The organism is Alteromonas sp. W12 (assembly GCF_001924945.1).
Taxonomy (GTDB): domain Bacteria; phylum Pseudomonadota; class Gammaproteobacteria; order Enterobacterales; family Alteromonadaceae; genus Alteromonas; species Alteromonas macleodii.
On the sequence record NZ_LQXH01000001.1, the window covers coordinates 393871 to 418849 of the forward strand.

A 24979-nucleotide genomic window follows, 5' to 3' on the forward strand; every position below is an offset into this window, starting at 1 on the left:
GGTAAAAAATGGTGGCCCCACCCTGACTTGAACAGGGGACCTGCCGATTATGAGTCGGATGCTCTAACCAACTGAGCTATGGGGCCATTTTGAGATGTGCTGTGCAGTTTTCAATGCAATTTGCTATGCATAACAACCACAAGCGAGCGCAAGTATAAGCAGTTTTATTTGCCTTGTCACGCCTCGCTGGTGGCTTTGTGATTTGTTTGCTTTATTTTTGTTCACTAAGCTGTAGTTTATGTGCCTTGATTGGCATTTTAACACGGCGCCATCCAAACGCTAACAACAAGCCTAACATGCTAAACAGAGTCGTAGAGCCGCCTCCACCAGAGCTATTTGAATTAGTATCCGTTGGCAAGCTCACTACACTTTCGTTTACGGTAACAGTAACGGTGTCGCTGGTGCTAACTCCAAACTCATCCGTTGCAGTTAACGAAAAGGTTAAATTGCTTTGAGATGATGGGGCGGTAAAAGACATGGTTAATGTATCTGCATTTCTGATGGTAACCGTGTCGCCGGCGGTTTGCGTCCATTCTACGCTTGTTAACGCGCCTTCGGGGTCTTGGGCGCTTCCCGTTAATTCAACGCTGGCTCTTACATCGGTTTCAACATCTGTTCCTGCGTTTACCACAGGAGCTTGATTGCTCTCATCGTCTTTTATCGTAATCAGCGTTTCTACCACACCACCTAGAAGATTTGTGTCTTGTGCAGCAAGTACTAAACGAAATTGTTCGTTGTCTTCTTCGATACTATCGTTAATAAGCGTAATATTTACGGTCTTCGAACTGGTATCGCCGTCGCTCCAAGTTAGCGTGCCGCTTTGGTTGACAAAGTCTTCATCGCTCACTGCTGTGCCGCTTTCCAGTGAATAGTTCACACTTACTTCGCCTTCACTTCCGCCTTGGCGAACAATGTTTAACGCAAGTTCAGAGTCGGTCTCTAAAACAGCGCGTTCGCCAGCGCTTAATTCAATTTTTCCTTGCTGGGCAGTACCGCTAATGGTGACTCGAGCATAGCCGCTACCAGAGGCGATACCTCCTCCTTGCGGGTTAAATAATCTGACGAAAAATACCTCATTGCTTTCGGTATTTTCGTTAGCACTGATGCTTAACGTGATGTTTTTAGCCTGTGATTCATCCGCACCCCAACTGAGTTCTCCAGACGCTAACATTACATCGCTGCTGGTGGCTGAACCCGCTATTACTTCATACGCAACTGTCATAGCCCCGGTACCTGTCTTATTAACAGGAAGGCTTAAGGTTGTATCAGCATCCGTTTCATAATTAGCCTGAGAGAAGCCCGCGACTGTTGTCGCGCTTAACGTATTGTCTTTTAATACAAACAAACCGCGCTGAATATCACTAACCAAAATATTACCGCTAGGTAGAAACGGGTATACGCCCCACGCCCCATTAAAGTTGGTGCTGTTAAAAGCAGGGTAGGTGTCGAAAAAGCCTGCTTCTACAGGCGCGGTAGGATCTGAAATGTCTAGTACCGTTAAGCCACGCTCATAGTTAGACATATAGTAGCGGTTACCTCTTACGTAGCCATTGTGATCGATAGTGCCGTTGTCACTGGTCCAAATGCTGGCAAGCACAGGTGTTGTGAGTGATGAAATATCAAAAATCATAACCCGGGTATTTAAGCTGAAGTTTCGCTCGTCCAACTCATCGTGAACAAAGGCATATTGCTTGTCTTCACTAAACCAACCGCTATGGGTGTAGGCAACCTCGTTATAACTAATACTACTTAGTTCAGAGGTACTATTTGTGTTCGTGTGATCCCAAAGGCGCATTGCATCTTCATTGAAGTCAAGCATAACCGTACATCCATCAGCCGTAGCATTCACACAGTCAGTTTGCGCTCTTGCGTCGGTAACGCGCATAGATGACGCATCATGCGTATAGTCGGCACGTGTGAGACCGCTAGGTATGTAAGACGCGGTTGGTGTTTGAGGTGAGGCTAGCGTATATGAACGAAAGGCTCCGCCGTTACTATCCTGGCCAACCAAATGCAGCTGAGGCGCAGCGTCATTTAACGGTGTGTTTAGCGTGTAATCTACGTTAGAGATGTAGATATTGTGTGCACGGTTATCGTCGTTAATCCGCTTCGTTAAGCTAATACCATTAGGGAGGTCGTTAAGGTCAATGATGGTAAAACCTTCTGTTACGCTATCGGCACTGGCATAGGCATACGCTTTAAAACGCCCCGCAGCGCTATCGAAATACTGATAGACTTTAATGTCGCGCCATGTCGTACTTTGACCGGTAATTTCACCTACTACTACCGGTGCTGTTGGCTCGGTTACATCTACAACGGCAATGCTGGCCTGCATGCCAACAATGGCATATTCTCTACGGTTGTTTAAATCGACGTGCCCCCAAATATCGTTGGTACTATTTGATACCGACGACAATACGTTAACAGGTACGTTAGAGAGTAGTTCGATATTGCTGCATGGGAAGTCGGCAGCCGTGCCATCTGTGCAAGCTTCATTTGCACTGACTTCGGTACTAAGGACCATGTGCGATGATGCCTGTGCTTGAAGGGAAGACGCGGCTTTTCCGTCAGTTATACTGTCGAACCCTTTTTCATAAAGGGCTTCTGATAAATACGCAGGTACATTAACTAGTGTAGTTTTGTGCAAGGCAGGCTTCTGTGCCTGGTAATGATCTTCACGAGAAAAGCCTCCTAATACGGGTAAAAGACTGTCGTTTAGAACTTGTGCATGCTGAGCGTTGTCGAAATAATATTGGCCTTCAGCAACGAGAATTTTGTCGCCTTTATTGGCCTGTCGCGCGGCATAGCTCAATGTTTTACAGGGCCTGAAACGGTTGTCACACTTGCCCGCGTCCACGCCGTCTTCGGCAACAAAACGCGCTTTGTCATGGTCTGTGTGTGCTTGTGCACCTTGACTCACAAATGCTAATAGCAGCACTATTAGCGTTAATGGGAATGCATTCATCTTGTCGTCCGCGCAAGTGTGTAATTAGAAAAAGGTAGTTTGTATAAAAAACTACCAGATATCCAAAGGAAGTACATACGTAAATGAAAATGCCTTTTCGCATGAGTGTCATGCCTTCGTTACTCTTTGCGGCGCTAGTGTCGTTAACCGGCTGTGATGTCATTAACCTCAAAGGAAGAGAGCCTGGTGAAATCCCGTTTAAGTTGGTGGGAGTCGATACGGGGGCATGTCCAATGATCATGAGTATTGGACAACAGCGATGGAATATAGACTACTTCGGTTTTTACCTTAGCAAGCCAGAAGTGCGCATTGATGGGAAGTGGCAGCGGGTTAAGTTTAAACAAACCCAATGGCAGACGCCGAATATAGCATTGCTAAAGTTTCACAATAAGTGCAACAATCCTGATGATGCCAATAGCAAAATTGTATTAGATGTATCGGAAGAGCTTTTAAAGCTGTCCACAAACTTGCGCTTCACTATGGGCCTTCCCTTCGACGATAATCACGCTAACCCGCTTACACAGCCTTCGCCATTGAATGACAGTACAATGTTTTGGAGCTGGCAAAACGGTCATAAGTTTTTGCGACTGGATGTGTCTAAAGGCTCAGAGGAAACACGCAAATGGTCTTATCATTTAGGTAGCGTGGGTTGCGATTCTGAATCAGCAGTCAGGCCACCTGAAAAATCGTGTGCTTTCACAAACCGGGTGGAGTTTATTCTGCCGATGACCCAGCTTGATACTGATTTAGATTTGGAAGTATCGGTGTCTAACATTGTCGCGCAAGTTGATATAAACGAAGCGCCAAGTTGTATGTTCGAGTCTCCTGAAACTGAGCCCTGTAAAAAGCTTATTCAGAATTTAGTGCACAGGCCTTGGATTAAGTGGCAGTAGCGGCACTTTTAATTTGCACTAGAAGGCGAGCTCAGCTCGCTTTCAAGGCGGCAATTATCGCGCTTGTTGCAATGATTTTAGGAGCGTGCAGTAAATCGCCCACGCCTTACATTTGGAATTTGCCTCACAATATTCCACCGCCTCCCGTTCCCGCAGACAATCCTGTGACCGAAGAAAGCGTAATTTTGGGAGAGAAGCTTTTCTTTGATAAGGGCTTAAGTGCTAACAATACGGTTTCATGCAGCAGCTGCCATGAACCAGAGCATGCTTTCTCTGAACCTAAGACGGTTTCAGTAGGCGCGAATGGAGACGCGCTAAACCGTAACGCATTAGCGCTAGTAAACGTGGCTTATAATGCATCCTTCACTTGGGCGCATAACAATTTAGAAAGTATAGAAAAGCAGCTGATGATCCCGCTTTTTAATGAACATCCTGTGGAAATGGGCGTTACGGGAAATGAAAAGCGTATATTAAAGCGCTTTGAGGGCAGCGAATATCGAGCGCTGTTTGAAGCGGCTTATGGTGATGATACACCCAATTTAAACAATATTGTAAAGGCGCTTGCTAGCTACGTAAGAAGTTTAGTGTCGTTTAATAGTGCTTTTGATAACTACGCTTACGCTCAAGATGACAATGCACTAACCGCCCAGCAGCTTGAAGGTTTGAATCTGTTTTTTTCAGAGCGCACTGAGTGCTTTCACTGCCACGGAGGTCTGAACTTTACTCAATCGTCTAAGCATAGTTTTCAACCTTTTGCGGCTCAGCCTTTCCACAACACTGGCCTGTATAATGAAGATGGGAAGGGCAGTTATCCGGAATCGGACATGGGACTTTACAGCGTTACCCACAATAAACAAGACATGGGGAAGTTTAGAGCACCTACTTTGCGCAATATAGCCCTTACTGCGCCCTACATGCATGATGGCAGTATTGCCACCCTTGATGAAGTCATTGAGTTTTATGCTCGTGGGGGAAATCTGGCTGAAAGCCCTAACCCTTACCGCAGTCCGTTCATAAAAGGCTTTACGATTTCTGAAGATGAAAAGGCGGCGTTGGTTGCATTTTTGCGCAGTTTAACCGACGAGCAATTTGTAAAAACACACACTACACGCAAAAATTAGCGATTTATTGCTCATTTTGTGTAATTTATGTTTATACTTTGCACACATATATCAACCAAATGCTTATGTGCTGATTGTTAACATCGTGATAAACTCAATCACTTACATTCTTTGTTAATAACTATAAAGCAGGTGAGCGGTCGCGGAGATGAGAATGACTGAAAAACCCTTCATTACAAGTGGTCGAAATACCATCATTCATAAAATAAGAAAATTAGATCTATTGGTGATCAATGGTGATGAACATCCGCCAATTCTTGTTACTTATAAAGGTATTAAGCAGTACGAAGGCAAAGTGCCTGAAAACAAGCGCGATGCTAAGATGATGGACATGGAACTAGTAGATGTAACTACTAGCGATGTGTTTGGCGACGAAAAAACATTATTGTTCGTACAAACCCTAAATGGGAAAGAGTATAAAATCGATTACTCTAAAATTGGGACGAGCATGTTTATTAAGATTCACCAAGACAGTATTTTCTAAAACTCACCTTACCCCATATTGGGGTAGATGTGTTTTTAATTAATGGGGTTAGGCAATCTGGCCCCAGTTATCTGCCTTGAGTGAATTGAACCCTCCAATTACCCTTCCTTTTCCTTTAAGCTGTACGTAACGCTTTTTGAAAATGTTAAACCGGCAGATGTCCACCGGCGTGACTTCCGATGCATTTACGCCACTTACAACACCTGCAGTTTCCAACCCCTCAGCAATTAACTCTGAACAGAACCAGCTATTAAAGTCTTCTTGATTGTAGCTTATGCTGCCGAACAGGGGATGTTCATCAATCGCGTCCACTGCTGAGCCGAATAGCTGTAGCACGTCGTAAGGTTTCCCGTCTTGTTCAAACATGAAGTTAAAGAAGTCTCGCTTATTTTGCTCAAAGATACTTCTTGAGGCGCTAGACAAGGGCAGCCACCAAATATCACCGTCATAAGATGCTACACGCTCGCTTAGTCTATTGGTCATTACCCCTCGCTTTCCTTTATAAGATGTAGCTTCCATGACTTGATTAAAATATCGATTAGAATCTTCATCGCGCATCTTCGTTTGCATAACTATTGCCACATGCGTTACCGCAGAGCGTGTAGTGAGTTTGGTCCAACGAGAAAATAAGCTATTGCCGCCAAACGCGATGATGTCACCAGGCTGCATATGCTCTCTAATAAGGTGGTATTGTTGCTGCTCTAACATGGCTCTTCCTTGAATACGTGTTAAGAAATTAGATTATTGTCTGCACCGCTAGGCGGGCAAGAGTATTTGCTTATGATTTTCCACTTCGCAACGTATGCATTTATAAGAATGTTGCAAAGTGTGTGTTAAGTACGACTAATAACAGTTTAGACCGATTATTAAACCTTAGCTTTTGTGTACTTGTCGCAACGTCTCAAATAGCGGTGCTTTAACGTTTTTATAGCGTGAATTTTACAAAGTTTCACTAATTTAATGGTGCGGGGACAAAAGAGGTAGTCACCGCGTTGCCGAATATTATCAGAGGAACTTGTTATGTTTATGTCACGCCGTGTTACCCAACTTGCTTTACTAGGAATAACCTTGTCGCTTACTGCAACAGTAGCGAATGCCGCCCCGTATCCCAAGCATGTAGAAAAAAACTTAATTGCAGTGTGTGAAGCGGTAAAAAGCGATAGCCGTTTGCGATTGCATCGCGCCGTGAAAGCGACGGGTTTTAAAATGCGATATATCCATGAAGGATTAGTGTGCAACGGGCAAGACATGCTTACTTTTGCACTTACTCATAATGCATCTAAAAACGCACAGCTGATTGCTCGTCGCATTAATGCTAGCCCTAGTGTACTAACAGCAAAACGCTAATGAAGAGTTTTCTACCCTGGCGATTGGGCTATGCAGCTTATAGCCCCTTTTTCGCTTATTTTTACTTTTCGCTGTCTACATCCCATCACTTATTAAGACGGGGATAGATAACACTGACAGCTATTACTGCTTGCACTTGCAAGGGATCGCAGATGATCGCACTGGTTTTTTTACACTCTGTTTCTATGCAAAACTCACTTTGCAAAATGCTAGAAAAGCTAGACGTATTCAGTCACGTTTATGGCGCGCAATCTGTAGGCCATTGTCTTGCGTTAGCAGAGAAATATCCTCAGTCCATCGGTTTCTATTCAGTCTCACAGTCAAGTCGAAACCTTGCATCAAGGTATTGGCTTGCAGTAGGAAATAAAGACGAAGAAGCGCTGTTAGCCTTTTCTCACAACGCGTCAGGATTTGTTAAATCACCACTTGAAGAACCCCAAGTATTAAACGCTATTGAGCATGTCAAAACCAAGTACCATTTTTATGAACGGGACTTTCAATTCAATATGCTGGTAAAGGGACTTTGTGAACAATATGGGGTGTCTGAACCTGCGCTTTTAGCTACATTGCGCCAGCAATTGAACAAAACTGTTCAGCCAAATGTTGTAGGGATACGCGCTGAAAACGGGTGGTGTTGTTTAAATCCAGCAGAGATTAAATGGATTGAAGCTGCAGGTGACTACATGTGTGTTCAAACGCTATCAGAAAGCTACGTTGTCCGCACAACCTTGTGTGAATTACTTAAGCGTTTGGGAGAGCAGAATTTTAAACGCTGTAACCGCTCTGTGGCGGTCAACGCAAAACATATCGCGCACCTGGAGCAAAAACTCAATCAGCAGCGAGTTGTCATGCAAGGTGGCGAAGCGTTCAAGATTACTCACAAGTATTACTATCAGTTTTGGCTGACAGACTGAACGTCAAAGCGCATTTCAGTGCAACATTCTACTATACGACCATGGTACTGCTGGTGGTCTAACTCGCTTATCGTTACACTTACTCACTGAATTTTGGGAATAAGTACTAGGACCTGCAAGGCCTAATAAGGAGCGATAGTGCGAGATGTAAGAAACATGATAGTGGGCGCAGTTTTAGTGTTTGCTGCTTATTATCTTGGGCTAGTTGTCGTTAATGTGAGTGCCCTTCCTATACCAGGGCCATTAATGGGCTTATTCTTTTTACTCGCGATGCTTTTTCTTTTTCCTCAGGTTGAGGTTCACACGGCGCGCTTTGTTACTTTTCCTTTGAAGCATATGTCCTTACTGTTTATTCCAGCCGTACTTGGCGTATCAATTTATTGGGCTGACATTCAGTCCAATGCACTTGCCATTGCTATCGCGATTATTGTAACGACCTCGATAAGTTTAGGAATAACCGCTTGGTTTTCGCAGCAATTGTTTAATAGCAAAAGCGGCAGCGGCTCAGATGTGGCAAGCAAGGGTGGAAAGCAAGAATGAAGGAGGCTCTACATCAAGCGTTTAGCTTAACGGGGTTATTGTGGCTTAGCGTTTCAATAATTGGCTACATTATTGCCCTTTGGGTGAACAAAAAATGCAAAGGTCACCCGCTAGCGCATCCCATTGTCGTTACCGCGCTGATTGTGTCAGCTGGCCTTTATTTAACTGAAACAGGGGTTACTGAGTATCAACAGGCGGCTTCTTTGTTGCATTGGTTGCTAGGGCCTATCACTGTGGCATTAGCACTACCCATTTACAGACAATGGCAAAAGCTAAAGCACTACGGCTGGCGGTTAATGGCGAGTATTGCTTTTGGTGGCATACTCGCGCCTTTCACAGCGTGGCTTACTTTGTTTGCACTAGATGCACCGCGTGCAATACAAATTACCATGTTAGCTAAATCAATCACCACGCCTCTTGCTATGGAGTCGAGTGCGCAGGTTGGCGGCATTCCCGCATTGGCTGCCGTTTTTGTCATTGTGACGGGTGTAGTTGGAGCCATTGTGGCTACTGGTGTGTTTGCGGTCCTCAATGTACAAAATCGACAGGCGCAAGGTATTGCTATGGGCACGGTGGCCCACGCAATTGGTACAGCCAAAGCTATTCAAATGGGGGAAGACGTGGCGGCGATGGCGACTCTGGGCCTTTGTGTAAATGGTATATTTACTGCGTTGGCACTACCTGTCATTTTTGGTTTCTTTGTTTGAGAGCTTTTCTCGTAACTTGGCGTTTTATCTATTCGTTGTGATTTAGCCTGACCAGACCTGCAATCACCCGCCTTGACTAAAAGGTGCACAAGCTGCTGGAAAAACGCGTAGCAAAGAATCAACGCGCTGTGATGTTTGTGAGTAAAAACGTGCTGGCAATATTCCCCAAAAGTGCTATTTCTTAGTGAGGTGTTTCGTATCACTATATATATGGTATCTATTCAAACAAAAAGTAACCGGGTTACTGCGAAGTGTAAGTTAACTCAAATCGTTACTTCAGTTCACAGTAGTTGTGCCGATACAATTGAAATTGCTAGAAAATACCGGCGGTAGCTGGTTTCAAAAGCTAGGTGGTAAAAGAACTTAATGTTTTCTGTACTCGTATGTGACGACTCGTTAGTTGCGCGCAAGCAAGTGGCTAAATGCCTTCCTCAAGACTGGGAAGTGGCCGTACATTTTGCGAAGAATGGTCAAGATGCTCTATCGGCTCTCGCTGAAGGAAAGGGCGATCTTCTATTGCTCGACCTCAATATGCCCGTTTTAGATGGGTATGGCACATTAGAAGCAATTCAGAAACAAGGTCTTAAAACCAAAGTTATTGTTGTGTCTGGTGATATTCAGCCTGAAGCTCATGAAAGAGTGACATCGCTTGGCGCTTTGGACTTTATTCGAAAGCCGGTGGATCCTAAGAAGCTGGCCGAGGTACTAGATAAATTCAACATTCTTCATGTTGAAGAGGAAGAGCCGGAAGAAGTTTCACCGCTAGACCCTGAAATCCGCGATTGTTACCAAGAAATCACTAACATAGCCATGGGGCAAGCGGGGGATCATTTAGCCCGCACCATGAACGTGTTTGTTGAACTGCCTATTCCCAACGTTAATTTAATTGAAGTGTCTGAACTTCACATGATGCTTTCTGATATTGAGAGCCATGAGCAAGTTACTGCGGTATGCCAAGGCTTCTTAGGGCCAGGTGTTAGTGGTGAGGCATTGTGTATTTTGAGCGACTCAAGCTTTGACGACGTGGCTAAAATACTCAATGTAGAAGGCGAAGTTGACGATCAACTTCAGTTAGAGCTGCTTATGGATGCTGCGAGTATTTTGATTGGAACCTGTTTAACAGGACTGGCCCATCAAATGGACATTAACTTCAGCCAAGGCCATCCTATCGTACTTGGTCAACATCGTGCTATCACTGAAATTATTACATGAATCAAATAAAGTGGAAGCGAACCTTGGCGATAGAGCTTAGCTATGGCTTGGAAGGCTACAATGTTCAGTGTGATTTGATTTTGTTGTTCACGGAAGAGTCTATGAAAATGATGAATTCTAAACTCGCCCACTTGTTGGAGGATTTTTAATGAGCCAGCATTTAGATGAGTTACAAGAATTTCACTGGATGATGGACATGCTACAAACGGTAGACGTTGGCATTGTCGTACTAGACCGCAACTTCACAGTGCAAGTGTGGAACGGTTTTATGGAAAGTCACAGTGGGCTTTTGCCGAGTGAAGTAAGAGACAAAACGTTATTTTCGTTATTTCCCGCAATCAAACAAGACTGGTTTATTAAGAAAGCTAAGCCCGTTTTCGACCTAAAAACCCGTGCCTTTATGACATGGGAACAACGCCCTTATTTGTTCAAGTTTCCAAACTACCGGCCGATTACAGGTAGTGAGTCATTCATGTACCAAAACATCACACTTTCTCCTCTTACTTCTGCGACGGGTAAGGTGGATTTTATCAGTATGATGATTTACGACATGACTGATGTAGCGGTAGGTAAAAAGCAGCTAGAAGCGCTACAAGTAACAGTGTCTGAAGCGCAAGAAGCAAGCTCACAATCAGATAGAGCAAAGAAAACCTTCTTATAACCGCTACGTGTAACCCGTGAGAGTATATTGTTTATCTTGCGGTTCTATCTACATCAAGTTTTTACTCGCACTGAGCATAGAACAGCAGCACAGAGTGCGATGGGAGTACGTATGCAATCAAGTTCGTCTTCATTTTCAAGCTACCTTCCTCGCACCGTAATACGCGGGCTTGCAGTTATTGGTGGTGCTTTCATTCTAGCAGCCTGCGGTGGTGGCGGAGGCGGAGATGGTGACTCTAGTGGTGGGGGATCTGGCAATGGCAACTTAGTTGTTAATGCAGGCGCTAACGCTACCGTAACGGAAGGCGTGACCTATTCACTAAGTGCACAAGTGAGTGGTGGTGATGGCACGTATACGTACAACTGGAGCGCTTCTCCATCGCTGACCATTACACATGAAGACACCAGCGCTTCTGCAGCGAGCTTCGTTGCGCCGTTAGTTAATAGCGCCACTGAATACACGCTTACCGTCTCGGTAAACGATCAAAGCGGTAATACGGCTAGTGACTTTACGGTAATTACTGTTGCGCCGGTAAACATAGCGCCGGAAGCAAGTATTGATGTGCCTGCGTGGGAAGGCCTTCCAGCAAATACTTTCCCAGGTGGTGTTGAAATTATTTTTGATGGCACGGGAAGCAGCGATACTGACTCATCTACGTCCGATGGCGAAATTGCCGATTATGTTTGGTCTCAAACCAGCGGCACTAACGTTATTACGGGGGTGGAAACGAACCTTTCTACCTTAACAATTACTACGCCTATCGCTAACGAGTCTCAGGAACTCACTTTTCAACTTGAAGTAACTGATAGCGAAGGTGCAACCGACGTAGACACAGTGACAATCTCAGTGCAGTCTGAAACCGAGACACTGCCTGTGGTTGATGCAGGCTTCTCGCAAGGCGTTTTCAGTGGTGAGGTGGTTATTTTGGATGGTGAAGCAAGCACCAGTATTCCCAGTGCTCTACCGCTTACTTATTCTTGGGAGCGCAGTAACAACGTTACATCTAACAATGGGGCAAACACGGGAGTGGCAGCTCGCCCGGTAGATGACAACGATGCACTATCTACGTTTGCTATTGCCCCTTCCGTATCTACCGCGACTGTGGTGGCCTATACACTTACTGTAACAGACGCTAACAACAACAGTGTTGAAGACACCATTAACGTTAGAATACGCCCCATGCCGACGCCGCTATTGAACGACACGGGATTTTTGCAGCAAGCCACCAATAATGCGTTAACAGAGGCGCAGCAAAATGATTTTCCTGGCCAAGACGGACAACGCGGAGCTGATATTATTGAACAGAATGGCTTAATTGAAAAAGCTGGGCGTGGTAAAGCCGGCTTCGACTTTACCCGTTTAAATGCCAATGGCGACGAACAAGACGCCAGCGCAGATACGTGGTCGTGCGTTCGTGACAATGTCACCGGATTGGTGTGGGAAGTTAAAACTGACGATGGGGCATTTCAAGATAAAGACTACACCTATTCTTGGTACAGCGAAGAGGTAAATGGCGGTTTTGAGGGCGACCAGACAGGCGCGAATGCAACGTGCTTATTAACCAGCTGTAATACCTCTGCATATGTACAGGCGGTTAACGCACAAGGGCTGTGTGGTTTTTACGACTGGCGGCTACCTACTCACCATGAACTCTTTTCGTTAATGCATTTAGGCATTGCCGACGACGTGGCCATTGATGAAGATTACTTCCCTAACACCGGTGCAGTCTCTACCGAGCCCCTATGGTATTGGACCTCAGTGCCAAGTGCTGATGGGGTAAACAGTGATGATGCACAAAATGCATGGGCATTGGATTTCGATTCAGGTGTCGATAACTTTCTTAATAAGTCATCAGCGGCGCGTGTTCGTCTTGTAAGAGCAGGGAGATAGTCATGAGCAATAAAGTTAATAAATCCGCTCAACGCGTACTGAAAAGCGCAGTGCTAACTACACTCAAAATGGTTGCGGCCTCGACGTTGCTTGCTAGTGCATCGCTTTCAGCTTTCGCTCAAGAGTGCTTGTCTGATGGACTAGAAACCACGCCCAACGATAACTTTGAAGCAGTGACTACCAGTACTTTGTTGGATACCACCACAGATTTAGTATGGAGACGATGTTCCGAAGGGCAAACTTGGGACGGCTCAACTTGCAGTGGTGAAGCGGTGAAGTATACGTGGCAGCAGGCGCTACAACTTGCGCAGCAGGCGAGTAACGAAGACCTGCTAGGATGGCGCTTGCCCAACGTTAAAGAGTTGGCCACCTTAACGGAACGCGACTGCGTACGCCCGGCGATTAATAGCTCGCTTTTTCCTGCAACGCCGCCAGATGATTTTTGGACTTCTACCCCTTCGGCAGATGATCCAGACAGAGCCTGGGTTGTTGCATTCTTTAATGCGAGCCATTCGATTAAAGAGAAAGACCGTTTCATTTACGTACGACTGGTGCGCACCTACACCAACGAATAGGTGTAGATAAAGATCTACACCGCTTCGTATTAGTCTTTCGTCTAGTATCTGACCCTTAGACTTTTTATCAACAAAGCACGCTCTATAATGCGTGCTTTGTTTTTTGGTTTGAACGTCAATTTTAAAGAAAATCGACACTCTTGCTTAGAGCCTGTTGACCTTTGGTGAATAACAAAAGTCTACAGGCCCTAGTATCAAGCTGCGTTTTGAGTAGATTGATAATATCGACATGTTCAACCTGATTTTTAGCACGTTAGACTCATGATGGCTTTTTATTTCCCAGTAAGCTAGCCACAATGTTGGTATGAAAATGATATCGAGCCTTAAGGCTGCCCTTTTTACAATTTGTTTATTCGCTGGACTTAGCACATCGGCGCAGGCTGAATATACCTGTAATATCGATTTTGCTTACGGTATTGCCGTTAATAACGAACAGCTTCGCGTAATGGATAAAACCCGCACCGTAGTTCAGATTAATGACCAAAACCAGCTATTTGTAGGTGGACGTTGGCAAACCTTGAATGAGCAAGAACGGCAGTGGCTAGAAGAGTATTCTTCAGGGTTACACTATGTAGTACCAAAAATGATTATTTTGGCCACTGAAGGTGTAGATTTAGCTATTGATACCATTGAGCATGTTTACTTAGGCTTAGTAGGCAGTGATCACGACAGCTACGAGCGTTTGAATGCTGCTATGAAGCGAGTTCAAAACCGCGTGAAAGATAAATTCAGGCATGCCAGTAATCATTATTTTATTGGCCCAGGATCACTGGAAAGCGTTGATGAATTCGTGGATAGTGAAATTGAAGCGCAGCTTGAGGAAGCAATTTCTACCTCTGTTGGCGGTATATTATCGGCAATCAGCGGCATTAACACCGGAAGTGGCGAAGTAAATCAAGAGAAAGTAGCGGAAATTACTCGTCAGCTTAATAACGTGGGCGAGCATCTTGATGTGGGTGATAAAGCCACCACATTGCGTAAAAAGGCAGAGTGGTTTTGTGAAAAGCTCAAACGCTTAGACGTAGCGGAAGAGAACCTTCGAGCAAGTGTGCCTGCATTCAAGCCTTACAATATCATTACGCGACATGATAAGAGTGAAAACTAGTTGAAATAAGTATTACGTGTACTAATTCTGGTTAAAGACTGAAAAGCCTGCGTGAGCAGGCTTTTTTGATCTAGCTTTTTGGTTGGCTCAAATGGGCAAGATTATACGAAGCACGACAGCAGAGAGTTGAGATATCTACGTCCTTTAGCAGTTACCTGCCAGTGACTATCTGAAATAGAAAGCAGCCCTTGGTGATGAGCATCAGACAGTGCGCGTTTAACGTCATCCGTTAACTCAGTACCTGTGAAGTCACTAAAATCACTCATCGGGCAAGGCTCAACTAAACGAAACCTATTCATAAAAAACTCAAACGGCAGGTCGTCTGCACTAACCAGCGTTTGCGTATCTAAATACGGTCGGCTCATTTCCATGTAGCCTCTTGGATGCTTCACTTTTACGGTACGGTGAATAGTGCCATTAGCGGCATCGGTAATCTTTCCGTGGGCACCACACCCAATACCTAAGTAATCGCCAAAACGCCAGTAATTAAGATTATGGCGGCATTGATGCCCTGCTTTGGCGTAGCCTGAAATCTCGTACTGGTGATAGCCTGCACGCTCTAGGAGGCTGTGGCCTTTTTCCTGTATTTCCCACAGAATGTCGTCGTCAGGTAGCTCTGGTGGTTTTGAATAGAAAGGCGTGTTTGGCTCGATGGTAAGCTGGTACCACGACAAGTGGTAAGGATCGAGCTCAATGCCTTGCTTCAAATCTGCCATAGCATTCTCTACGCTTTGTTCAGGTAGACCATGCATGAGATCTAAATTAAACGTAGGTAGCCCCGCGCTGTGTGCTTGTTTTACCGCATTTTCAGCTTGGCTTTCATTGTGAATACGGCCTAGCACTTTTAAATGCTTCGGCTGAAAGCTTTGAATGCCCACCGATATTCGGTTTACGCCTGCCTGATAAAAGCCCGCAAACTTACCTGCCTCGACGGTGCCTGGGTTGGCTTCCATGGTTATTTCAGCAGTGTCGCTTAAGTTAACCCGCTGTTTGACGCCGTTTAAGATGTCAGCCATGGCCTCGCTTGAAAACAAACTGGGCGTGCCACCGCCTATAAAGATTGTCTCGACAGGGCGGTCGCCAATGCGTTTGGCATCAATGGCTAAATCGTCCAGCAGGTGCGCCACATATTCTTTCTCGGGTAAATCAGATTTAAGCCCGTGAGAGTTAAAGTCACAGTACGGACACTTTTGAACACACCAAGGAATGTGGATATAAAGGCTAAGCGGTGGATTACGCAAAAGTCGCTCTCATATTATCAAGCAAAATCGCTAAGGCGTTGCCGCGATGGCTAATACGGTTCTTTTCGGCTTTCTCCAATTCTGCTGCAGTGCAGCCATGAGTTGGCACGTGAAATACCGGGTCGTAACCAAAACCGTCGTTACCAGAGCGAGCGGTTAAAATTTCACCTTGCCACTTACCTTGACTAACCAATGGTACTGGGTCGTCAGCATGGCGCATAAACACTAATGTACAGAAGAAATGCGCTTTACGCTGGGTTTCGCCATCTAGGGCAGCTAATAGCTTGTCAATATTGGTGTCATCAGTTGCATCAGCGCCAGCATAGCGGGCTGAATAGATACCGGGTGCACCGCCAAGGGCGTCGACTACTAAACCTGAGTCGTCAGCAATAGCAGGGAGGCCTGTTACTTGTGCCGCATGACGCGCTTTAATAATGGCATTTTCAACGAATGTTGTACCTGTTTCAGGCACATCAGATACACCTAATTCTTTTTGCGCCACAACGTCTACGCCATAATCTGCAAATAAGGATGCAAACTCTCGCACCTTGCCTTGATTACCTGTGGCTAAAACAATTTTTTCTGGGAATTTCATTGTGCCAGACTCCTCGTTTTTTCTTTGCTCCTGAAATAAGCTCGAGCACATTCATCGGGTTACTTTAGGTTATTCAGGACGAAGGTTGGGAGTGGTTTGAGCAAACCCTCTGCCGCAGGGATGCGGCAGCGGAGCGCACATGGATGTGTTTACCGCGTGTTTGCGAAAGCCACTCCCAACCTTCGGCCATCGCATCGCTCACCCTCTACGTGCTCAAGTTTTACTTTTTCTTTTTAGGCTTAGCTTTTGCCTTGGCTTTGTCTTTGGCCTTCACTTTCTTCTTTTTGGGGCCAATCTTAGGCGTTTTGTTTTTAGGGCGTAGCTCGTCAATAACGCGAGCTTTAAGTGGTTCGCCCATGTAACGTGCGGTTTTGGCTACCATGTCAAAATCGTGGGCCTCAACCAAAGATATTGCAGTACCTTTGGCGCCAGCGCGGCCGGTTCTGCCAATGCGGTGAACATAAACGTCGGCTTTGCGCGGCATGTCGAAGTTAATAACATGGCTCACGTTAGGCACATCAATACCGCGGGCAGCAACATCCGTTGCCAGCAAGATAGGTACTTCACCACTTTTGAAACGGGCTAGCGCTGCAATACGTTTGTCTTGTGGCATTTCACCCTGTAGCCAGCACACTGGAATATCTTTCGAGGCTAAGAAGTCCTTAAGCATTTGCAGGCGTTCGCGGGTTTTCACAAACACAACCGCTGACGTCGTTGTTTCTTGCTTCAAAATATTCACCAGCAATGCTTGCTTGTGATTCATGTCGTCAGCAAGGTGATACCACTGATGAATTTTGTTTTTCTCTTTGCGCGATGGGTTCGCTTCAATCACTTCAGGATTGTTAAGAATGTCATGAGCGAAAGTCTTAACGCCTTTGCCTTCAAGCGTGGCTGAGAACAATAGGTTTTGCTTGCGCCAGCGCGCTTCGGCAGCAATTTGGTTAACTACCGTTGAGAACCCCATATCCAACATGCGGTCAGCTTCATCCAGGATCAAACACTCGATATCACGGCAATCTGCGGCTTCTTTTTCGATATGCTCAAGCAAACGACCTGGCGTGGCCACAAGAATATCGAGATTCTTGCTTAAGGTTTCTTTATCGGTACCGTAGTTAATACCACCGGTTATTACCCCGCACACAATTTGTGTATGCTTTGTTATGGCCAGGGCTTGTTCGTAAACCTGTAGCGCTAACTCGCGGGTAGGCGTTAGGATCAAAATACGTGTAGCACCAGGCTGTCTGCGCGGATAATCAAGTAAAAACTGGCATGCAGGCAATAAGAAAGCGGCTGTTTTACCAGTACCTGTAGGAGCAGAGGCCAAGATATCTCGTCCATCCAACGCATGCGGGATAACCAGTTCTTGAATGCTAGTTGGAGTTTCAAACCCCATATCGGCAGCTGCGTGACACAGTGCTTCGTCTAATTCGAGTTCTTCGAAAGTCATAGTATAAAAAACGCTCTAAATGAATGGGGCGTATTGTAGCATTGCTATACCAAAACATTGAGAAAAACTGGCGTTAAATTCGCACACCGTAGGTAAATACACATTCTGATGCTAACGGGTTGGTACTGTTGGCGTTAAGTAAGTGCAAGTGCGTCAAATCGAGCTTACTCACTTTATCCTCACTTTCAACCCGTGAAATTTCGAAGTAGTAGTTGGCGTACGGTGAATTTGGTTCTTGAAGCTCTAGGTAAGGAAACTGGCGATACTTCCATTTACCCTTTACGTCTTCTGAAGATGTGGGCGTTTGAAGTGTGAGGGTATACGTACCGTCTTTATACAGCGTGAGGCGCTCGCCGTTACCACATCCATTGGCGATATAGCTATGGATAAGATCTTGGGCAAGGAGGGTTCCGTGGGGGCGATTGCCGTCAGGAAACACGAACAGCGCCAAAGAGTTTTTAGTATACCAATGATTGCCTTGAGTGAGCGATTGGACACGGTTTATAGAGTAACCCGCATGCTCTGCGATGCTAGTGGTATTGTCGATTGCTTCTGGTGATTGTAGCAGCAATGAATAGAGCAACGTATTTGTAGACACGGATGTAGGAAAATCAAAGTCGTTTACTTCAACATTCAAGCCATGGTCCGTTAACTGTTCAGATAAGGCTTGAACTTTGGACGGCTCAAGATATTTGCCATAAAGGTAGACGGTTGGAGGGCTTGCACATCCACTAACTATAAGGGGAAAAGCTAAAGTTATAAGGTACGTTATTATTGTTTTTTTCACTTAAGAATCTCCAAGCCGATGCCAGATTTTTTCATTTAAAAGGGCGAATCGTTTGTTTAAAGCGAAGCGCGCTTTGACGTTGTTATTTAACGAGCTGCGAACAAGCAACGAATAACTAGCGAGCAACTGTTGCACAAGAACGCACAAATATAGTTAAGGATTACATTTGTAATCTAAATTAAATAATAGCGACATGCTTAAGTTGTGTAAACGAAAACTTGTTAGCAAAAAGGTGGGGCAAAGGCTGTGAGGGACGGTATAAGCATTAGGTATATCACAGTGATGTAATCAGTGCGCGGTAATCCCAGCTTTGAAGCACGCCATCAGAGGAGAGGGTAACAACATCACCATCCTCGTTCAGTGTTATAGCGTGAGTGGTGGCTTCGCTTGAGTAGCGTTTAATTTCCCATGAGGCTATCTCTTCGCCAGAGTTAGCATGCCATAGCGTCACCACTGATTTGGGTGATGTTGTCATAAGGTAGTCACCGTTTTCTAAAAATAACCCTTTTCGGAAAAAGCGGAAACGTTCCATAAATTGTAGTTCAGAGATCACTTCATGGGTGGCGAGATCAATAATTTCGTGGCTGTTCAGCGCATCGGATATAAAAGCTCGCTGAGCTCTATTGTCTAGCACTGAAGCGGTAACTCGACTGCGATATTGCCTTTCTAGCAACACATCGTTTTTGTCTAAATCCCATAGAAACCAGCGCTTATCTATCCCTCCAGAAAACGCATAGTCATCAGAAAAATAGCCTACATGAAGCACTTTCATTGTATTGTGCTGGTATTGCAATGCAGTGCTGTTATCAAAATTTAGTAGCAATACGGTACCGTCGGTCATACCAACTAGTGCGCTGTCACCATGGTGGGATAGGGAAGTTGATGACGCTGTGGCGCCGGGATCTATACCACTAAAATGCCAACTACCTACCACATCACCTGAGCGCAAGTTAATCAGTGTAGTGCTCCAATAGCCTGTGAGCGCTAACCATGCCTTGTCTTTGGAAAACGTAATTAGGTGCAGTGACTCTTCATCAAGCACGTCACTGTGCCATTTGTAGCGCTCTCGTTTTTCATCTACATCCCAAACAGACACCGAGGAGTCGTCAAAAATGAATGCCGCAAGACGGGCATCTTCTGAAAGCGCAGCTTTCCTCACTGGCTCTTGGGTAAAGCGAAACTCGTGAACAGGTAATACGCGCGTCTCTTCAGTGCAACCAAAAAGCGCAAGGAGAACGGTGAAAAGTAAATAAAAAAGTGGTGACGCTAAAGGTGAGAGAAAGCGTCCGTTCGTTTTTCTTTCGATCATTGCTTTAGCACAATTATGTATTAATAGAGGCAATAGCGGATAGCTTTGCTTGGTTAAGCGCGTCTTTTATTTCAGGGCCTTTAACGCCCGTGGCAATGATATCTTGCACGTTCACTTGGTTGGCGGCTGATAATGCATTTTCAATTCGCTTTCGTTGGCGTTGCCAATCTATGCCCTTGTTATGAGCATAAGGTGCAAAAGCGCTAAGTAACAATGTGAAACGCTCCACTCTACGCCACGCATCACAGCCATTGAATAAGGCGAGGAGGTCGGCGGGCGAGTTCTGAGCGTTTAAAAGAAAGCCTTTGAATTTGCAGGCAAGGCTGACGATTTCACTAACTTGGTTTTGCACTTTAAGCCGACTGCATAACTGTTTCGCTTCTTCCTCACTGAGGTGAGTGAGCAGGGCAGTAAACCTTGTTATCAGCCTAGCGGTTTCTGAATCGCTACTTTCAGGTAATGGGGTTTCTGAACCCGTGTCTTCAACAACGCTTTCGTTTTCAGCCTTTTCTAGTGCTACCGCCGTTTTTAACGTTTCCAGAGCAGTATCTACGTTTCTTTCAAGCTCAGTAAACCAGTCATTGAGGCCATGGGCTTGGTTTAATACAGTGAAAAAAACATGCGGTGTTTTCTCTAAAAGACTGCGCTTTGTTTCTTGCCATACCCGCTCTGCACTTAGCGTGCTTAGCTCGCCGCTTTGCGCCATAGACTGCATAAGAGCCATGGTTTCAGTGGCGATAGTAAACCCCAAATAAGCATAGCGGGTGGCAAACCGAGCAACGCGAAATACGCGTAAAGGGTCTTCACTAAAGGCTTCAGATACGTGGCGAAGTAGGCGGTTTTCTAAATCTTTTTTACCACCATAGGGGTCGATAAGGTTTCCAAGGTTGTCTTGCGCTATCGCGTTAACGGTAAGGTCCCTGCGTAACAAATCTTCTTCTAACGTGACCGAGCTCGACGCATCGCATACAAAACCGGTGTAACCTTTTCCTGACTTACGTTCTGTACGTGCAAGTGCGTATTCTTCCTGTGTTTTAGGGTGCAAAAAAACAGGGAAGTCTTTGCCTACTTGGGTAAAACCTTGGCTGAGCATTTCTTCCGGCGTGGCGCCCACCACGACATAGTCGCGTTCAACAACTTTTCTGTTTAACAGTGCGTCACGTACTGCGCCACCAACGAGATATACTTGCATGCTCTTCCAACGATTTTTAGTCAGTAATACTTTTTAGATTAGGGATGTGCCGACTTTTGGCGTGTCGCAAAACTCAACACTCCCCACGTCATAGTGGCGCAGTATAGCAATGTTACAATTAAAATTCGTAGCCACATCGTTATGCGCTTTCACTTCAAGGTTGCGTCTGGTAGTTTATTCGTCGTTAAAAATTAAAACAGATAGGCGCTTCAGCAACCATGTATTTGAACTACTTCGGGTTAAATGACAATCCTTTTTCGATTGCGCCTAACCCCGATTATTTGTATATGAGCCCTAGGCACAAAGAGGCTTTGGCCCATTTGACCTTTGGCCTCAGAGAAAGCGGTGGTTTTGTAATGCTCACCGGAGAAGTGGGCACGGGAAAAACAACGGTATCGAGAAAACTGTTGCAGCAGCTACCCGATAATACGCAGGTAGCCATGATTTTGAATCCAACCTTATCCGCCCTTGAGCTATTAGCAACGGTTTGTGATGAGCTAGGCTTGGCTTATACACCTGAAAAAGCAAGCCTTAAGTATTTCACCGATTTGATTTTGTCTAAGTTAGCAGAGAATCATCAGTCAGGCATGAATACGGTACTAATGGTTGATGAAGCGCAGCATCTGTTGCCCGAAGTACTAGAACAACTTCGTTTATTGACCAACCTAGAAACGAATCGTGAAAAACTGTTAAAGGTGGTATTGATAGGTCAGCCTGAATTACAGCAGTTGTTAAAGCGTAATGAATTACGTCAGCTGGCTCAACGCATTACCGCTCGTTATCATCTGCTGCCCTTAACTGCGCCAGAAGTCAGTGCTTACATAGCACACCGCTTAAGCGTGGCTGAAGGTGATATCAGTATTTTCAGTAAGTCTACATTGCGCGCGGTGCATCAAATTACTGGTGGGATTCCAAGGGTAATTAATTTGCTGTGCGATCGGGCGTTAACCTTATCTTTTACTAAGCAGCATGCGGTTGTGCAAAAGCCTATATTCTTGGCCGCGGCAGAGCAAATTCTAGGAGAAGATGTTGTTAGTCAGCGCGTGCAAAGCCAGCGTAAATGGTATCTCGCATCGGCGTTTGTTTTGGCCATCATATTCGGCTACGGGTTAGGGAGTTTGTATGTCTAATATCGTCGCCATTGAAAATTTAGTGCCCGGTATGGTGATTGTTCAAATTACCAAGCAAAATGGGCCAGTTAAAATTAGAAAGTCGGGTTTAGTGACAAGCGATGCTATGGTGCAGGGCTTGTCTGAAATGGGCGTGCAAGAGGTAGAAATAGATCCTGAGCAAACCGTGGAAATAGCGCCGACAGTTCATCATAGAACTCAGACCCAAGCTTTGCTTCGGGGCGAGCACGACACTACCGCCAAATTTGATAAATCCCTTAACGAGCAGTTTAATCGAAGCTTGTTCTTACCCACATTGGAAGGGCTTCCGTCAGCATGGAAGCTTTATACCAAGCAAGTTGCGCTTTTTGCCGTCGTTATTCTTGGCGGTTTATGCATTGGCTTTTCCGCCGCTACGGCAAAACGCTGGTGGCCAATGCTAACTGCACCCGCTTCTGTACCGGTGGCAGACTCTGAAAGCTCAGTTTCACAGGTTGAAGCAAGCGGAGGCGCTTCAGCGCTTACGACCACGCAAAGTAGTAATGAAGCACCAGGCACTTCAAGCCACAAAAGTGAACAGGTATCTTCTAACATTCAGGGACGTGGGCAAAGCGCAGGTTTAAATGAAACTGCTAACACAGCGGTAAATGCCAACGTTAGTAACGGCGTTGCAGCTCAGCAAGGCACGCAAGCGAACGCTATGGTAAATAACCAGTCTGTTGGCAACTTAGCTGCAACGCAAAATACTGATTTAGGTGCAGTTCCAAATACAAACCCAATCACAAATACAAACCCAAACACAACAGGTACTCAGAATCGCTACAATAACGACGTCTCCCAACGTTCTAGCGCCGAGCCAAGTAGTGGATATGAGCGTAGCTCTTCAATGGATACAAGACAAACTGAGACTTCAGGGAATTATGAAGGGAGAGTATTAAATGAAGCTACGTCTCAATCTGACGTATCCGTGTCACCAGAGCTTATGGCCCGTTTTAATGCTGCCGTTGAAGCGCTAGACTCAAAGGCACAAGATAATACACCCGCTGAAGAGCAAACAAGGGTGACGGTTAAAGACGAACTACCCCGTGTAGATCAGTTACCCGTTCGCTTGTTAACACGACTGCCAACCATGAACTTTAGCGCGCATATGTATGCGTCTCGTCCTGCCGATAGATGGGTGAGAGTCAATGGCCGTCAAATAGGTGAGGGCGACTGGATTGCTGATAGAGTGCAAATCGTCAATATTGAAGCGCAACGTGTGGTGCTTGCTTTCGAAGATGAGATTTTTACTATGGCAGCATTAACCGATTGGTAATTACTATCTGTTAGTTCCAAAAAACACTAACAATAAATACAAAAAAGGCCCTTTAAAAAAAGGGCCTCTCGCTGGTTAAACTGTGTTTTCTACAGCGGCATCTGATTGATGAAAACGTCTTTAAAGAATTTTGGTAAGTTCAAACTAAACTCTTCGGGGCGAACGCCTGACACAATCTCATCGTCGTACTGACTTAAATCAACGCGTTTCACTTCATTGAAATGCTGCGACGTCACGCTGTAAAAGGTCATAACGTGAGGGCTTACGGGGTCTTTAGGGTTGATCTTGCTAACAATACCTAATTTACCGCTCTTTAACCTCACTAAGGAGCCAACAGGGTGCACGCCAATACACTGGATAAATTGTTTTACCAATTCTTGGTCCAAGTTCTCTGTCGCAGTTAGTCGCTTTAGCGCCTGAGTAGGCGTGATACTGTTTTTGTGCGTACGATTAGATGTCATGGCATCGTATGCATCCACAATGGCAGCAATACGCGCGAACTCTGAGATTTCGTCACCAACCAATCCTCTCGGGTAGCCGCTTCCATCGACGCGCTCGTGGTGCTCTTCAATGATGCGTAGCGATAGGTCAGAAATATCGCCACACTGTTCAACTAGGTCAGCACCAATTTCAACGTGAGTTTTCATCACTTCCCAATCATCACTGGAAAATTCGCCTGTATTATTGCGAATTTCATCTGGCAGGGAAGACATGCCGATATCCATCAATAGGGCACCTAAACTCACTTGTTCTGTGGTATCTCTGTCATAGCCAAGAAACTCACAGAAAATGCCGCTTAGTACACTGCAATTAATACTGTGCTCAAGAAGGTACTGGTCGGTATCCTTGATCATAGTCAGGCAGCTCAGCGCATCTTTATTATCAAATACACTTTCGATCAGGCTTTGCGACAGCGACTCCATGGGAGACAAATCTTTTACCGCCCCATTTTTAAGCGACTTTAAAAAGCTGCTTTGAATGGCAATTGCGCTGCTGTAAAGCTCGTTGGCTTCGTTAATTGAATCACGACCCACTGGCTTAACAAACGGTTTAGTCACTTCAGGCTCTTTTTCTTTAGCTGGCTCGGGTGGCACAGCTGGCTCGGGCAGCTTAGATTTCGCAAGATCTACTTCGACGCTTAAAATACCTTTCGATTTTAGACTATCAATAATGGCTTGGGTTTTCACAATGCCTTTAGAGCGCATTTTAAGTGAACCTGTTTGTTCAAGTACTTGATTGACGTACATTCCTGGCTGCAAATCATCAATGGGTACCTGTTCTAGCATTATCTCTCCTGTGAGGCACAACGTTGCCATAGCCTTCAATTACAATAGAAACGAATAGTACGATATTCCAGTGAAAAAAGTGAGGAGTTTATTAGTCTTTAGTATAGCTAGAGTCGGCGAATGTAGGATTACCGAATTCGTGAGAAAACGCGTGACGTGTAAATGTGCCGAGAAGTTGCTTATGGCTCAAATCAGGTGAACTGATATTTTTATTGCGGATTGGTATTAGGCGTCTTGATGCGAAGTTAAGGTAGAGGCATAGATGAGAGAAATAAACAGGGTGC

At 45.3% G+C, this 24979-nt stretch carries 22 protein-coding genes, 1 tRNA gene and 1 pseudogene; 14 read left to right on the forward strand and 10 right to left on the reverse strand.

Annotation, left to right across the window (positions count from 1 at the left end; genetic code table 11):
- Positions 1-9: 9 nt before the first annotated feature.
- Both AWH61_RS01610 and AWH61_RS01615 read right to left on the reverse strand, forming a co-directional pair.
- Positions 10-86 (reverse strand) — tRNA-Ile (locus AWH61_RS01610).
- A 125-nt stretch (positions 87-211) separates the two neighbouring features.
- Positions 212-2965 carry a choice-of-anchor B family protein gene (locus AWH61_RS01615; RefSeq protein ID WP_075176056.1) on the reverse strand — a complete coding sequence of 918 codons (2754 nt, stop codon included), beginning with the start codon at positions 2963-2965 and terminating at the stop codon, positions 212-214.
- A gap of 83 nt (positions 2966-3048) precedes the next feature.
- Between AWH61_RS01615 and AWH61_RS01620 the strand changes: the two genes are divergently transcribed.
- From AWH61_RS01620 to AWH61_RS01630, 3 genes are all read left to right on the forward strand, one after another.
- Positions 3049-3858 (forward strand): MbnP family copper-binding protein, encoded by an 810-nt coding sequence (locus tag AWH61_RS01620; protein ID WP_014948461.1) that lies wholly within the window; start codon positions 3049-3051, stop codon positions 3856-3858.
- Between the two features lie 71 nt (positions 3859-3929).
- The gene (locus tag AWH61_RS01625) at positions 3930-4979 is read left to right on the forward strand and encodes an MbnH family di-heme enzyme (protein ID WP_075176642.1); all 1050 of its coding nucleotides are present in this window, start codon (positions 3930-3932) and stop codon (positions 4977-4979) included.
- A 154-nt stretch (positions 4980-5133) separates the two neighbouring features.
- Complete coding sequence (locus tag AWH61_RS01630) at positions 5134-5463, forward strand: hypothetical protein (RefSeq protein WP_014948463.1); 330 nt, start codon at positions 5134-5136, stop codon at positions 5461-5463.
- A gap of 48 nt (positions 5464-5511) precedes the next feature.
- Here the strand turns inward: AWH61_RS01630 and AWH61_RS01635 are convergent, their stop codons facing one another.
- Positions 5512-6171 (reverse strand): hypothetical protein, encoded by a 660-nt coding sequence (locus AWH61_RS01635; protein WP_014975806.1) that lies wholly within the window; start codon positions 6169-6171, stop codon positions 5512-5514.
- A 312-nt stretch (positions 6172-6483) separates the two neighbouring features.
- On the opposite strand from AWH61_RS01635, the gene AWH61_RS01640 reads away from it, so the two are divergent.
- The 9 genes and pseudogenes from AWH61_RS01640 (at position 6484) to AWH61_RS01680 (ending at position 14414) form a co-directional block, all read left to right on the forward strand.
- The gene (locus tag AWH61_RS01640; RefSeq protein WP_014948465.1) at positions 6484-6810 is read left to right on the forward strand and encodes a DUF3718 domain-containing protein; all 327 of its coding nucleotides are present in this window, start codon (positions 6484-6486) and stop codon (positions 6808-6810) included.
- A 152-nt stretch (positions 6811-6962) separates the two neighbouring features.
- A complete protein-coding gene (locus AWH61_RS01645; protein WP_075176057.1) occupies positions 6963-7724 on the forward strand; it encodes a LytR/AlgR family response regulator transcription factor in 762 nt (253 codons plus the stop codon).
- A gap of 138 nt (positions 7725-7862) precedes the next feature.
- Positions 7863-8264, forward strand: coding sequence for a CidA/LrgA family protein (locus tag AWH61_RS01650; protein ID WP_075176058.1), 402 nt, complete (start codon positions 7863-7865; stop codon positions 8262-8264).
- Positions 8261-8971, forward strand: coding sequence for an LrgB family protein (locus AWH61_RS01655; RefSeq protein ID WP_014978487.1), 711 nt, complete (start codon positions 8261-8263; stop codon positions 8969-8971). The genes AWH61_RS01650 and AWH61_RS01655 overlap by 4 nt, the downstream gene beginning before the upstream one ends.
- A gap of 366 nt (positions 8972-9337) precedes the next feature.
- Positions 9338-10332, forward strand: a pseudogene (locus AWH61_RS01660) (response regulator).
- The gene (locus AWH61_RS01665; RefSeq protein ID WP_014948470.1) at positions 10332-10844 is read left to right on the forward strand and encodes a PAS domain-containing protein; all 513 of its coding nucleotides are present in this window, start codon (positions 10332-10334) and stop codon (positions 10842-10844) included. Before AWH61_RS01660 ends, AWH61_RS01665 begins: the two are co-directional and overlap by 1 nt.
- 111 nt (positions 10845-10955) lie before the next feature.
- On the forward strand, positions 10956-12734 hold the full coding sequence (locus AWH61_RS01670; RefSeq protein WP_039224958.1) for an Lcl C-terminal domain-containing protein: 1779 nt from the start codon (positions 10956-10958) through the stop codon (positions 12732-12734).
- A 2-nt stretch (positions 12735-12736) separates the two neighbouring features.
- On the forward strand, positions 12737-13309 hold the full coding sequence (locus AWH61_RS01675) for an Lcl C-terminal domain-containing protein (protein ID WP_014948472.1): 573 nt from the start codon (positions 12737-12739) through the stop codon (positions 13307-13309).
- 310 nt (positions 13310-13619) lie between these two features.
- The gene (locus tag AWH61_RS01680; RefSeq protein ID WP_014975812.1) at positions 13620-14414 is read left to right on the forward strand and encodes a YggN family protein; all 795 of its coding nucleotides are present in this window, start codon (positions 13620-13622) and stop codon (positions 14412-14414) included.
- 101 nt (positions 14415-14515) lie between these two features.
- Here AWH61_RS01680 and hemW read toward each other — a convergent pair whose 3' ends face one another.
- The 6 genes from hemW to AWH61_RS01710 form a co-directional block, all read right to left on the reverse strand.
- Positions 14516-15655: a radical SAM family heme chaperone HemW gene (gene hemW, locus AWH61_RS01685; RefSeq protein ID WP_075176059.1), complete on the reverse strand. Its 1140-nt coding sequence runs from the start codon at positions 15653-15655 to the stop codon at positions 14516-14518.
- Entirely contained in the window at positions 15648-16250 is a 603-nt protein-coding gene (locus AWH61_RS01690; RefSeq protein ID WP_014948475.1) for an XTP/dITP diphosphatase, read from the reverse strand. Before AWH61_RS01690 ends, hemW begins: the two co-directional genes overlap by 8 nt.
- A gap of 220 nt (positions 16251-16470) precedes the next feature.
- Positions 16471-17697 carry an ATP-dependent RNA helicase SrmB gene (srmB, locus tag AWH61_RS01695; protein ID WP_014948476.1) on the reverse strand — a complete coding sequence of 409 codons (1227 nt, stop codon included), beginning with the start codon at positions 17695-17697 and terminating at the stop codon, positions 16471-16473.
- Positions 17698-17770: 73 nt separating this feature from the next.
- A complete protein-coding gene (locus tag AWH61_RS01700; protein WP_014948477.1) occupies positions 17771-18484 on the reverse strand; it encodes a hypothetical protein in 714 nt (237 codons plus the stop codon).
- A 274-nt stretch (positions 18485-18758) separates the two neighbouring features.
- Positions 18759-19793, reverse strand: a complete 1035-nt coding sequence (locus AWH61_RS01705; protein WP_075176060.1) for a WD40 repeat domain-containing protein — start codon at positions 19791-19793, stop codon at positions 18759-18761.
- 13 nt (positions 19794-19806) lie between these two features.
- Positions 19807-20985: a tRNA nucleotidyltransferase/poly(A) polymerase-related protein gene (locus AWH61_RS01710; RefSeq protein ID WP_075176061.1), complete on the reverse strand. Its 1179-nt coding sequence runs from the start codon at positions 20983-20985 to the stop codon at positions 19807-19809.
- A gap of 218 nt (positions 20986-21203) precedes the next feature.
- On the opposite strand from AWH61_RS01710, the gene AWH61_RS01715 reads away from it, so the two are divergent.
- The gene (locus AWH61_RS01715) at positions 21204-22115 is read left to right on the forward strand and encodes an ExeA family protein (protein ID WP_014948480.1); all 912 of its coding nucleotides are present in this window, start codon (positions 21204-21206) and stop codon (positions 22113-22115) included.
- Complete coding sequence (locus AWH61_RS01720; RefSeq protein WP_075176062.1) at positions 22108-23409, forward strand: general secretion pathway protein GspB; 1302 nt, start codon at positions 22108-22110, stop codon at positions 23407-23409. The genes AWH61_RS01715 and AWH61_RS01720 overlap by 8 nt, the downstream gene beginning before the upstream one ends.
- Positions 23410-23498: 89 nt before the next feature.
- Here the strand turns inward: AWH61_RS01720 and AWH61_RS01725 are convergent, their stop codons facing one another.
- Entirely contained in the window at positions 23499-24695 is a 1197-nt protein-coding gene (locus AWH61_RS01725) for an HD-GYP domain-containing protein (RefSeq protein WP_075176063.1), read from the reverse strand.
- Positions 24696-24979: the final 284 nt, after the last annotated feature.